Annotated in this window: 12 protein-coding genes; 11 read left to right on the top strand and 1 reads right to left on the bottom strand. The window is 32.7% G+C overall.

What is annotated here, in order from left to right; translation table 11 throughout:
- The first annotated feature begins 19 nt into the window (after positions 1–19).
- The 7 genes from EAH81_RS03920 to EAH81_RS03890 all read left to right on the top strand — a co-directional run bounded on the left by EAH81_RS03920 (position 20) and on the right by EAH81_RS03890 (position 7432).
- On the top strand, positions 20–466 hold the full coding sequence (locus EAH81_RS03920) for a GNAT family N-acetyltransferase (RefSeq protein WP_140503974.1): 447 nt from the start codon (positions 20–22) through the stop codon (positions 464–466).
- Between the two features lie 96 nt (positions 467–562).
- A complete protein-coding gene (locus EAH81_RS03915) occupies positions 563–2023 on the top strand; it encodes a lipopolysaccharide biosynthesis protein (RefSeq protein ID WP_140503973.1) in 1461 nt (486 codons plus the stop codon).
- A 29-nt stretch (positions 2024–2052) separates the two neighbouring features.
- Positions 2053–2487, top strand: a complete 435-nt coding sequence (gene dut, locus EAH81_RS03910) for a dUTP diphosphatase (RefSeq protein WP_140503971.1) — start codon at positions 2053–2055, stop codon at positions 2485–2487.
- A 452-nt stretch (positions 2488–2939) separates the two neighbouring features.
- Complete coding sequence (locus EAH81_RS03905) at positions 2940–3956, top strand: sugar phosphate nucleotidyltransferase (RefSeq protein ID WP_140503969.1); 1017 nt, start codon at positions 2940–2942, stop codon at positions 3954–3956.
- Positions 3957–3988: 32 nt separating this feature from the next.
- Positions 3989–5338 (top strand): tetratricopeptide repeat protein, encoded by a 1350-nt coding sequence (locus EAH81_RS03900; protein WP_140503967.1) that lies wholly within the window; start codon positions 3989–3991, stop codon positions 5336–5338.
- A 7-nt stretch (positions 5339–5345) separates the two neighbouring features.
- A complete protein-coding gene (locus EAH81_RS03895) occupies positions 5346–6128 on the top strand; it encodes a DUF4292 domain-containing protein (RefSeq protein WP_140503965.1) in 783 nt (260 codons plus the stop codon).
- Between the two features lie 23 nt (positions 6129–6151).
- Complete coding sequence (locus tag EAH81_RS03890; protein ID WP_140503963.1) at positions 6152–7432, top strand: murein hydrolase activator EnvC family protein; 1281 nt, start codon at positions 6152–6154, stop codon at positions 7430–7432.
- Between the two features lie 114 nt (positions 7433–7546).
- Here the strand turns inward: EAH81_RS03890 and EAH81_RS03885 are convergent, their stop codons facing one another.
- Complete coding sequence (locus tag EAH81_RS03885) at positions 7547–7966, bottom strand: CBS domain-containing protein (protein ID WP_140503960.1); 420 nt, start codon at positions 7964–7966, stop codon at positions 7547–7549.
- A gap of 230 nt (positions 7967–8196) precedes the next feature.
- Between EAH81_RS03885 and rbfA the strand changes: the two genes are divergently transcribed.
- The 4 genes from rbfA (at position 8197) to EAH81_RS03865 (ending at position 12057) form a co-directional block, all read left to right on the top strand.
- Positions 8197–8589 carry a 30S ribosome-binding factor RbfA gene (gene rbfA, locus EAH81_RS03880; RefSeq protein ID WP_140503958.1) on the top strand — a complete coding sequence of 131 codons (393 nt, stop codon included), beginning with the start codon at positions 8197–8199 and terminating at the stop codon, positions 8587–8589.
- A 1-nt stretch (position 8590) separates the two neighbouring features.
- Complete coding sequence (locus tag EAH81_RS03875) at positions 8591–9790, top strand: ABC transporter permease (RefSeq protein ID WP_140503956.1); 1200 nt, start codon at positions 8591–8593, stop codon at positions 9788–9790.
- 171 nt (positions 9791–9961) lie between these two features.
- On the top strand, positions 9962–11389 hold the full coding sequence (locus EAH81_RS03870) for an MATE family efflux transporter (RefSeq protein WP_140503954.1): 1428 nt from the start codon (positions 9962–9964) through the stop codon (positions 11387–11389).
- Positions 11368–12057, top strand: coding sequence for an N-acetylmuramoyl-L-alanine amidase (locus EAH81_RS03865; protein WP_140503952.1), 690 nt, complete (start codon positions 11368–11370; stop codon positions 12055–12057). The genes EAH81_RS03870 and EAH81_RS03865 overlap by 22 nt, the downstream gene beginning before the upstream one ends.
- The last annotated feature ends 147 nt before the right edge of the window (positions 12058–12204 follow it).

Genomic DNA, 12204 nt, shown 5'->3' with positions numbered 1-12204 from the left:
ATCTTATCTTTTTACTACAATGGAATTACAAATACAAGAACTTACTACAGTCGAAGAAATGTTGGCTCAAATTGAAACAATGCGATTTCTTTACCCCAATATATCTGTCGAAAAATATAAAGCTTACCTTTCAGATATGATTCCTCACAATTACATTCAGATTGGTGTTTTTGAAAACGGAGTTTGTTTGGGTATCACCGGCTGCTGGTCTTCAACAAAATTGTGGACAGGAAAGTATCTTGAAATAGATAATTTTGTCGTAAATCCCGAAGTTAGATCTAAAGGAATTGGAAAATTGCTGACAGATTATATCGAACAAAAAGCTATAGATTCAGATTGCAGCAGTATCGTTTTGGATGCTTTTACAGGAAATTTTGCCGCACATCGTTTTTATTATAACCAGGGATATGGACCAAAAGGTTTTCATTTTGTTAAAATATTAGATGAAAACAAAATGACGCACTAAATTTAGGGGCAAGTTTTTTTATTGAACCTATAAAATCAATATAAAACCAAAGAATTGGTTATTTTTGCTTTATAAATTTTATTACACACATATATTTTGGGATTATATAAAAATCTATTCAAACAAACTGCTATATACGGATTAGCTACGGTTTTACCACGAATGCTAAGTTTTCTACTGGTGAGATTATATACAGGTATTTTACCAACCGCAGAATACGGAGAAGTTTCGATCGTTTTGTCCTGGATGGTTTTCTTTAACGTTGTACTTTCTTATGGAATGGAAACCGCTTTTTTTAGATTTTATAGCGCCGAAGAAGACAAGAAAAATGTAATTGCAACTTCGACAATATCCATATTTTGGTCGTCGATAATTTTCTTATTTGTAGCCTTAATTTTCAGGAACACACTAGCAAATCTTGCAGAAGTTGATGTACAATATGTTACGTACACCGTTTGGATTTTAGTTTTGGATGCCTTGGTTTTAGTACCATTCTCTAAACTAAGGGCGAACCAGAGACCAATGGTTTATGCAGCAATTAAAATTGGTAATGTCTTTATCAATTTATTACTGAACATATTCTTCTTAGTATATTTACCTAAACTTGCTGCTTCAAATCCAAATTCGGTTTGGGATAATTTATATGTAGAGAATTTCCAGATTGCTTATATTTTCATTGCAAATCTTTTGGCGAGTTTAGCCACTTTTATAGTGCTTTCGCCGAATTATCTTTCTTTAGGAAGAAAATTTGATCCCGTACTTTGGAAAAAAATGATGAAATATGGTTTGCCAATCTTGGTTGCAGGACTTGCATTTGCCGTTAATGAACATTTCGATAAAATTCTTTTAGGATATTTATTACCGGAAAATTTGGCAAAATCAGAAGTTGGTGCTTATTCAGCTTGTTATAAATTAGGATTGTTTATGGTCTTGTTTGCAACAGCTTTCAGATTAGGAATTGAACCTTTCTTTTTTAGTCATGCTAAAAATGAAAACGCACCACAAACCTATGCCGTAATTACAAAATACTTTGTTATTCTCGGATCCTTAATTTTATTGGGCGTTATTGTTTTTGCAGATGTTCTGAAATATCTTTTGCTTGACAATAAATCATATTGGGAAGCAATGAAAGTGGTTCCTTTAATTATTCTGGCAAATTTCTTTTTAGGAATTTACAACAACTTATCAGTTTGGTATAAATTGACAGATCAAACAAAAATTGGAGCCTATATTTCGATTGTGGGCGCTATTGTAACGTTGGTTTTAAACTATTTTTTAATTCCAAAATACAGTTATTATGGTTCTGCAATTGCAACTATTTCTGCTTACGGAAGTATGATGTTGATTTCTTATGTTTTAGGAAACAAATATTATCCAATACCTTATGATATGAATAAAATTGGAGCTTATTTAGGGATTTCTATTGTGTTTTCGGCTATATCTTTTTACGGATTTAGAGAAAATTATTTTGTTGGAGTACCGTTATTTTTAGCGTTCATCTATTTTGTTTATCATAACGAAAAAGACACAATCAAAGGAATTATGAATAGAAAGTAGTTTTACTTTTTAATCTTTTAAAATAAAAAATGAAAATACAAATTATCAATAAATCACAACACGCTTTACCAAACTACGAAACAATTGCTTCGGCAGGAATGGATTTGCGCGCCAATTTAACTGAAGTTATTACGTTAAAACCATTAGAAAGAGCCATTGTAAAAACAGGACTTTTTATTGAGTTGCCAATTGGTTACGAAGCACAAGTTCGACCAAGAAGCGGATTGGCTGCAAAAAGAGGAGTAACTGTTTTAAATTCTCCGGGAACCGTTGATGCAGATTATAGAGGAGAAATAGGTGTAATTTTAGTAAATTTATCAAATGAAGAATTTGTAATTGAAAACGGAGAAAGAATTGCACAATTAATTATTGCCAAACACGAAAGAGCAGAGTGGATAGAAGTTGAGGAACTTTCTGAAACTTCAAGAGGCGAAGGCGGATTTGGAAGCACGGGAGTGAAGTAGTTTTTAGTCGCAGTTTTCAGTTTTCAGTCGCAGTAATCAGTTTTGCACTTTGCGACCTTAAATTGAAATGAATAACCTTTGCGAACTTTGCGGTAAAATAGTTTTCAGTGGCAGTTTCAGTTTACAGTCGCAGTAATCAGTTTTCAAACTTTGTGACCTTAAATGAAATGAATAGACTTAGTGAACTTTGCGAATAACCTTTGCGAACTTTGCGGTAAAATAGTTTTCAGTGGCAGTTTAGAGGTTACAGTTTACAGTCGCAGTAATCAGTTTTGCACTTGTGACCTTAAAATGAAATGAATAAAACGCAGCGAACTTTGCGGTTAAATAGTTTCAGTCACAGTTACAGTAATCAGTTATTGTACTTTGCGACTATAAAAATGAAATGAATAAACACAGCGAACTTTGCAAATAACCTTTGCGAATTTTGCGGTTAAACAAAAAATACAAAAATGAAAATAATCGTTCCAATGGCAGGTCGAGGATCAAGACTTAGACCACATACTTTAACAGTTCCTAAACCGTTAATTCCAGTTGCAGGAAAATCAATTGTTCATCGTTTAGTTGAAGATATTGCCCAAATATTAAAAGAACCTATTGAAGAGGTTGCTTTTATTTTGGGAGATCCGGCTTTTTTTGGCGATGATCTTGTAGCAAGTTTAGAGGAATTGGCAGGAAGTTTAGGCGCTAAGGCATCAATCTATCGTCAGGATTTACCTTTAGGAACTGGTCACGCTATTATGTGTGCCAAAGAATCGTTGTCCGGACCGGCAGTAATTGCTTATGCAGATACTTTAATCAGAGCTGATTTTCAATTAGATCCGGAAGCAGATGCTGTGATTTGGGTAAAACAAGTAGAACAGCCGGAAGCTTTTGGTGTTGTTAAATTAAATGCCAATAATGAAATTATAGAATTGGTTGAAAAACCAAAAGAGTTTGTTAGTGATTTAGCCGTAATAGGAATCTATTATTTTAAGGAAGTTGGAGATTTGAAAAAAGAACTTCAGGGAGTTTTGGATAATAATATTCAGAATGGCGGAGAGTATCAGATCAACGACGGAATCAAAGCGATGATGGCTAACGGTAAAGTTTTTAAAACCGGCAGCGTTGACGAATGGATGGATTGTGGAAACAAAGATGTTACCGTAGAAACGAATTCAAGAATGTTAGGATTCTTGCACAACGATGGAGAACATTTGGTAGATTATGATGTAAAACTGGAAAATTCTACAATTATCCCTCCATGTTATATTGGCGAAAATGTAGTCTTAAAAAATACAACAGTTGGTCCAAATGTATCTATTGGAAAAGGATGCCACGTTACTGACAGTATTATTAAAAATAGTTTAGTTCAGACTTTTTCTCAAATAAAAAATGCTAACTTAGATAATGCAATGATCGGAAATCATGTTGTTTATGATGGAAAATTTACAAGCATAAGTATTGGAGATTATTCTGTTTTAGAATAAAAACGATACTTTAAACAGAAATTATGTAAAAGATGAAAAAGAGAGTTTTAATACTTTTATTATTGGTTTTACTTGGTAATACAACTTTGGTAATGGCGCAAACCGAACCGGAAGATATTGCTATGGCAACGGATGAATATCAGGACTCTTTTTATGAATCTTTAAAACAAAAAGGAATTGAAAATTACGATAAAGCCATCGTTTCATTAGAAAAATGTATTAAACTGAAACCTAATGATGCTGTAGCTTATTTTGAATTAGGAAAAAATTATCTGGCGCTAAAACAATATGGCAATGCTCAACCAGCTTTTGAAAAAGCAACTCAACTAGATCCAAAGAATAAATGGTATTGGTTAGGAATTTATGATGTAAGTTATGAAACCAAAAACTATCCTTTGGCAATTGAAACGATTCAGAAAATAATTGTTTTTGATGAAGAGTATAAAGACGATTTGATTTCGTTGTATATGATTACCAATCAATATGACAAAGCACTTTTGACGATCAATGAAATGAATGATAAATTCGGAAAATCAGAAGATCGAGACCGATATAAAATGCAAATTATGTCGCAGGGAAAATATCAAAATGCAGAAATCACGAATCTTATCGATCAGATAAAAAAGAATCCGAAAGAAGAATCGAATTATGTAAATCTAATTTTTTTATATTCGAAAGCAGAAGAAACAGATAAAGCGGTAGAAGTTGCGAAACAATTAGCAAAGGAAATTCCAAATTCTGAATGGGGACAAGTAAGTTTGTTCAAAGGATATTTGGATGCAAATCAAGCCGACAAAGCAATTAAGTCGATGAATATGATTTTGTCAAGTTCAAAAATTGATACAAAGATTAAACATCGTACCTTAAATGAATTTTTGATTTATGTGAATAAAAATCCGCAATATGCACCGGATTTAGAGAAAGCAATATCATACTTTGATAATGATCCGAATGTTGATGTTGCAAAAGAAATTGGAAAGTTTTATCACAGTAAAGGACAATATGAAAATGCTATTAAATATTATGAAAAAGATTTAAAAGCAAATTCAGATACAGATCGCGAAACTAACTTGCTTTTGCTTGAAGCGTATGTTCAGGCAAAACAATTTGAGCCAATGACTAAGCGCGCCATGAATATGATTGAAGTTTATCCGAGTCAATCACAGTTTTATTATTACGCAGGTTTAGGAAACAACAAGTTGCAACAATTTAAGAACGCAAAAACCGTTTTGGAAATGGGACTTGATTATGTTGTAGATGACAAAACGCTTGAAGCAAATTTTAATATTCAGCTAGGAGAGGCTTACAATGGTTTGGGAGACGCGAAGAAAAAAGAGGAATACTTTTTGAAGGCAAATGAATTATTAAAACAAAAAAAGTAGATTTCAGATGAAAAAATATATTACAATACTATTGATGTCGGTTTTTGCGATTTCTTGTAAATCAAAAATGCCTGCTGCTCAAAATGGTACTGGCAACGCCGAAGTTGTAACAAAAGAAGATAAAAAGGTAGTAGAAAAACATTATAACAATAAGTTGGACTTTTCTACTTTATACATAAAAGCAAGTGCAAAATATGCTGACGAAAAACAAAGTCAAAATGTTTCGGTTGAAATTAAAATAGAAAAAGACAAACAGATTTTAGTGAGCGTTCGTTTTCTGGGAATTACAATGGCAAAAGCATTGATTACACCAACGACAGTAAGCTATTATGAAAAAATAAAAAGCACTTATTACGAAGGCGATTTTACAAGTTTGAGCGAATGGTTAGGAACAGAATTAAATTATTCTAAAGTTCAGAATCTATTGGTTGGAGAAGCTTTGGATGATTTAAAAAAGGGAAAATATACACAGACAATTGTAGAGAATTTGTTTCGTTTAGACGATGAAAAAGACAACAATGTGAAGAAATCATTTTATATTGATTCAGAAAAATATTTGTTGCAAAAAGAGGAGATTTCTCAGCCTGCAGAAAACAGAATGTTACAAATTAACTATTCTGACAGCAAAGTTTTTAATCAGGGAACACTTCCAACAAGCATTGAAATTAATGCTATTCAGCCAAAAGGAAAAACCAATATTAATTTAAATTACAACAATATTTCGTTTAATGAAGAACTTTCTTTCCCATATAGCGTGCCTGGTGGTTATAAGAAAGTTATAATTAAGTAAATTTGCAAAAAGAAAAAAGAAACATGCCAAAATTTCTCCTAAGCCTAATTTTTATTTGTGCGACTACTTTTATGTGGGCGCAAGATTCGCAACAAGAAAAACTGGAGCAGCGTAAAGCCCAGATTCAGCAGGAAATTAGAGATAATGAAAAGATGCTGCAATCTGTAAAGAAAAAAGAAAAATCAGCAGTAAATGTTTTTTTAATTCAGGCGAATAAAATTAAACTGAAAGAGAAACTGATTAATACGACCGCAAAACAAGAAAAACTTTTAAGTAATGACATGTATATTAACCAGGTTAAGGTTAATAAACTAAAAAAGGAACTGGAAATATTAAAAGCAGATTACTCAAAAATGATTCTGAAATCATATAAAAGTCGCTCTGAGCAAAGTAGAGCGATGTTTATCTTGTCTTCAGAAAGTTTTTTACAAGCTTATAAAAGAGCACAATACTTAAAACAATACACTAATTTTAGAAAAAATCAAGGTTTAGAAATTCAATCAAAAACGACTGAATTAGTTGATTATAATGCGAAATTGAATGGGCAAAGACAAGTTAAGAAAAAGATCATTGCGGAAAATGAAAAGGAAAAGCAAAGTTTAGAAGTAGAAAAGAAAGAACAGCAAAAATTAGTTAATTCGATTAAGAAAGATAAAAATAAAATTATTGCTGATACAAAATCGAAACAACAGGAATCGAGAAGAATCGACGCTAAAATTAAGGATCTTATCCGTGAACAAATTAGATTAGCCAATCAAAGAGCCGAGGAAGAGAGACGTAAAAGAATCGCAGAAGGTAAAGCCAGCGAAGCAGAGAAAGCAGAGGCGGCAGCACCTAAAAGTTATTCATCAGATAGAATTACATTAACTCCGGAAGGTAAAATTTTGGCTGCCGATTTTAAAGCAAACAGAGGAAAACTCCCTTGGCCGGTAGAGAAAGGATTTATATCGCTTGGTTACGGAGATCAGCAGCATCCTTTATATCCAACACTGACTGTTCACAACTCCGGAGTAGAGATTACTACAGAACAAGGAGCAAGTGCACGCGCCGTATTTGAAGGAGTAGTATCAAAAGTTATAGCCTTATCTCCTGTTAACAGAGCTGTTTTTATTCAGCATGGGGATTACTTTACAGTATATCAAAACTTAAGTCAGGTATCTGTTGAGCAGGGTGACAAAGTAAAAGTTAAACAAGTTATTGGAAAAGTAAGAACAAGTGGAGACACGGGAAAAACAATCATTAAGTTTTTAATTCTTCAAAATACAACAAATAACAATCCGGAAGGATGGTTGCAAAATAGATAAAAAAAGGGAGCTGATTAGCTCCCTTTTTTTATAATTAAACTTTATTTATCATGAGAATCAAGAGTTGAAATATGCCTAACGGTACAATTATAGACTTTCAACTCCTGATTGTCATTAATCATATTGTTCTAAAAAGTATTTTACAACATCCGTAGTTGTAACAATACCTTTTAGTTCACCATTATCTACTACAGGCAAAGCATGGAATTCTTCTTTCACAAAAATTTCGGCTAAATCTCTTATGATAGTATCAGATGAAACTGTTTTAGGTTTTGAAGTCATAACCTGAGAAATAGTTAGCATTTCCAGGATGGCTTCGTCAGCACCTTCCTGACCTTCAAATAAAGCTCCAAAAGTTAATCGGTTTATGTCCGTACGACTAATAATACCAACAACTTCTTTGCCTTTAACGATAGGAATGTGACGAATCGTATTTTGTTTTAACTTTTCTACTACTTTTCTAAGACCATCATTTTCGTTTGCTGTAATGACGCTTTTAGTCATAATGTGACTGATTGGTTCTCTCTTTTTCATAATAAATGTGTTGTTAAATGTTTATCAAATATGGAGAATAAACGGCATGAAAAACATGACTTTTATCACCCATTAAATCAAGAAGAAATGGTAGAGTAGTGATCTGGGTTGTTGGATATTTATTAGAAAAAGCACTTAAAATGGAGCAAAAGTTGCCTGAAACGCAAAAATGATTCTATTGTTCATTTGAAATTGTATTGATTGAAATTTAAAAATAGTATTTTTGCATTATGGAAACAAATAGACAGAAAAAAATAGGCGGTGTCATCCAAAAAGATTTGGTTGATATTTTGCAAGGTGAAGTGCGAAAAAACGGAATTAATAATTTGGTAATTTCGGTATCCAAAGTTAGTGTTACTTCAGATTTATCTGTGGCAACAGTTTATTTAAGCATTTTTCCTCAGGAAAAAGCAAAAGAAACCTTAGAAGGAATAAAATCAAACTCTACATTAATCAAACACGATTTATCTCAACGTGTACGTTTGCAATTGCGTCGTGTCCCAAACCTGGTATTTTTTATCGATGATTCTTTAGATTATATCGAAAAAATCGACAATGCTTTATCAAACAGAGAAAACCCAATCGAGAATCGTGATCTTTTAGATAAAAGAAGAAAATTATAAATTGAATTTCCCCCTTTACATAGCCAAACGTTATATTTTTAGCAGAAGTAAAAACAATGCTATAAATATTATTAATCGCATTGCCAGCATGGGAATTATTGTTGGCACAATGGCTTTGTTTGTGGTTTTGTCCGTTTTTAGCGGACTAAAAGTATTCAGTCTTTCGTTCACCAATGAAATAGATCCGGATTTAAAAATCACCAGTACTTTAGGTAAATCTTTTTTGATTACGCCAGATCAGGAAAGTCAGATAAAGAAAATTGACGGTATTATTTCATACACTAAAATTATTGAGGAACGTGTTTTGTTTTTATTCAAAGACAAACAAAAAGTAACTTATCTAAAAGGTGTTGACCGTAATTATCCTGTTGTCAATGATATCAGGAAAAAACTTTTTAACGGGCAATGGCTAAAACCGGATACGTATCAAGTCGTAATTGGCTATGGAATTTCTCGTGATTTTTCTTTGGGAATTCTTGATTTCGAAAATCCGCTGCAAATATTTGCTCCTAAACCAGGAAAAGGAACTATTGAAAATCCCGAAGAAGCATTCAATAAAACAGATGTTCTGCCAGTTGGGGTTTATTCTATCAGTGAAGATTTGGATTCGAAATATGTTTTTGCCGATTTGGGTTTAGCTCAGGAATTATTGATGTACAAACCTAATCAGATTTCCGGAGTGGAATTTAATTTGAAAGATAATGCAGACGAAAATGCTATTGATGCAAAACTTAAGGCAATCTTTCAAAATAAAATCACAATTAAAAACAGAGCACAGCTTAACGAGTCTTTGTATAAAATGCTCAATACCGAAAACATTGCCGTTTATCTGATTTTTACTTTAGTAATTATCGTAGCGCTTTTTAATTTGATTGGTGCTTTAATAATGATGATTTTAGAGAAAAAAGGAAACCTAAAAACCCTTTTTAATCTGGGAACTGAAATCAATCATTTGAGAAAAATATTTTTACTTCAAGGAACGTTATTAAGTGTTTTTGGCGGCTTAATTGGACTTCTTTTAGGAATCATTCTCGTAGTGCTGCAACAGAAATTTGAGATGATTATGCTTACGCCAACTTTGGCTTATCCGGTAGTTTTTACCGTAGAAAATGTTCTTATTGTTATGGGAACTATTGTTTCACTTGGTTTCGTCGCATCATTAATTGCCAGTAGCCGGGTAAGCAAAAAGCTGTTAGATTAGTATTTCTACTAAAAAAATAATACTTATATTTATCATCTCAAAAAACTACAGAGTATGATTGTTTCTGCCTAATCCTATTTTATTTTTTCAAATAATTAGGATACTTACGTTTATTTTCATGAGTTCAGATTATTAAATCTGGATCAGTATTATCATTTATCCTAACATATCATGACAGAAACTACCATAAAGAAAAGTCTATTTTCTAAAATTTTTACCACATTAAAACAAGCAATCAAAGGGGATGAATCTTTTGATTACACAATAGGAAGTATCAAAAAAGCAGTTATTCTATTGGCCATTCCTATGGTTTTAGAAATGATGATGGAATCCGTATTTGCCTTAGTCGATTTATATTTTGTGGGACATCTTGAACACAGTAGTTTTGCAATTCAAACCGTTGGTTTAACCGAGTCTGTACTTGCAATTATATATTCGTTAGCAATTGGGATGAGTATGGCGGCAACAGCAGTTGTAGCAAGACGAATTGGAGAAAAAGATCCTGTCGCTGCCGCGAAAGCTGGAATGCAGGCTATTATCGTAGCTTTTGTTATCAATAGTATAATGAGCGTTTTAGGAGTTATTTATGCCAAAGATATTCTGCTGTTTATGGGAGCATCGGCTGATGCTGCAGAACATGGGTACAGATTTACCCAAATTATGATTGGTTCAAGTTTGTGTATTATGCTTCTATTTTTAGTCAACGGAATATTTCGTGGAGCAGGAAATGCGGCCATAGCAATGAAAAGTTTGTGGTTGGCGAATATCTGCAACATTATTTTATGTCCGATATTGATTAACGGTTTTGGACCAATTCCGGCTTTCGGATTAATTGGTGCAGCTTTGGCAACTACCTTAGGAAGAAGTATTGGAGTACTATATCAAGTCTATCATTTGTTTTCCGGAAACGGAATTTTAAAAATTAAGATCTCTTATTTTATTCCAGATTTTAGACAGATAAAAGCATTGGTAAAAATTGCAGCTCCTGGAATTTTACAGTTTGTAATCGCGTCTTGCAGTTGGATTTTTCTGGCACAATTGGTTGCTACAACCGGTGGAGATCATGGTTCAGCTGGTTATCAAACGGCTTTGAGAATTATGATGTTTTTCATACTTCCGGCTTGGGGATTAAGTAATGCCGCAGCAACTTTGGTTGGACAAAATCTAGGAGCAAAACAAATTGATCGTGCCGAAAAATCAGTTTATACAACGGCTAAATACAATGTCATTTTTATGGCAACCATTATGGTAATCACATTGTGTTTTGGTCAATATATAATTTCGTTTTTTACAAACGACGAAATGGTAAAAACCATTGCGGTCGAAGCTTTGCAAATCATGAGCATCGGATTTATATTCTACGGAATCGGAATGGTTTTGATAAATGCATTCAATGGAGCAGGAGATACCTGGACGCCGACGGGAATTAATTTCTTTGGGTTTTGGTTGTTCCAAATTCCGTTAGCGTATGTATTAGCCAAACATTTTAATATGGGACCAACTGGTGTTTTCATTGCAATTCCGGTTGCAGAAACCGCTATAACTCTTGCGGGTATTTTCTTTTACAAAAGAGGAAAATGGAAACGTATTCAGGTGTAGATTTTGGTTTTGTACAATATTTCTTAAACAGATTCGTTGGAATGGGTAACCATAAATCAAATTTACAGATGAAAACAAATATTAGAATTTCGTTAGTTTTGATTACAGCATTATTTGGACTTTATGCTTTTAAACCTTTAGACAAAAAGATTATCGTAATTGATGCAGGACATGGAGGAAATGATTTGGGAGCAACATTAAATGATTTGCAGGAGAAAACGATTGTAGAGAACATTGCTAAAAGGATCAAAAGTCAGAATAAAAGCGAAAATCTTGAAATTGTTTTACTTCGTGAAGGAGATCATGAAATGGAATTAAGTGAAAGGATTTCAATTATTAATAATCTTAATCCGAGTTTTGTAATTTCGTTACATGTTAATTCTTCGGAGAATTTTAGCAGAAATGGAGTAGAAGCTTATGTTTCTGCAAATCCAAAATATTGCGACGAATCCAAAGCAAATGCTGAAATTGTAATTGACAAAGTAGCAGGTAATTATTTTTCAAAAGGAGAAGTTACAAAAGCTTCTTTCTATATTCTGAAAAATTCGAATTGCCCAGCAATGACTTTAGAAATTGGATATCTGTCTAATATAAACGACAGAACTTATATTATCAGCGAAAAAGGACAAGCCGAAATTGCGGATAAGATATTGGAAGCTGTAAAATAAAATTTATTATAATAGAAAAGACCTTCAAATTTGAAGGTCTTTTTTTATGTAGAAATCTTTGTCAAAGTTTTAAACTTTGACAAGATAAATATCTAATATTTTTGTACCTTTGAATGTACAAATAAACGTACGTAATTTTTTAATTAT

This window comes from Flavobacterium pectinovorum (assembly GCF_006438875.1).
GTDB lineage: Bacteria > Bacteroidota > Bacteroidia > Flavobacteriales > Flavobacteriaceae > Flavobacterium > Flavobacterium pectinovorum_A.
This window is presented reverse-complemented; position numbering and strand designations above follow the sequence as displayed.

Bases quoted from the DNA above. Each gene is read 5' to 3' on its own strand.
- EAH81_RS03920 (WP_140503974.1), top strand. From the start codon at position 20: ATGGAATTACAAATACAAGAACTTACTACAGTCGAAGAAATGTTGGCT.
- EAH81_RS03905 (WP_140503969.1), top strand. From the start codon at position 2,940: ATGAAAATAATCGTTCCAATGGCAGGTCGAGGATCAAGACTTAGACCA.
- EAH81_RS03870 (WP_140503954.1), top strand. From the start codon at position 9,962: ATGACAGAAACTACCATAAAGAAAAGTCTATTTTCTAAAATTTTTACC.
- EAH81_RS03900 (WP_140503967.1), top strand. From the start codon at position 3,989: ATGAAAAAGAGAGTTTTAATACTTTTATTATTGGTTTTACTTGGTAAT.
- EAH81_RS03890 (WP_140503963.1), top strand. From the start codon at position 6,152: ATGCCAAAATTTCTCCTAAGCCTAATTTTTATTTGTGCGACTACTTTT.
- EAH81_RS03865 (WP_140503952.1), top strand. From the start codon at position 11,368: ATGGAAACGTATTCAGGTGTAGATTTTGGTTTTGTACAATATTTCTTA.
- EAH81_RS03885 (WP_140503960.1), bottom strand. From the start codon at position 7,966: ATGAAAAAGAGAGAACCAATCAGTCACATTATGACTAAAAGCGTCATT.
- rbfA (WP_140503958.1), top strand. From the start codon at position 8,197: ATGGAAACAAATAGACAGAAAAAAATAGGCGGTGTCATCCAAAAAGAT.
- dut (WP_140503971.1), top strand. From the start codon at position 2,053: ATGAAAATACAAATTATCAATAAATCACAACACGCTTTACCAAACTAC.
- EAH81_RS03895 (WP_140503965.1), top strand. From the start codon at position 5,346: ATGAAAAAATATATTACAATACTATTGATGTCGGTTTTTGCGATTTCT.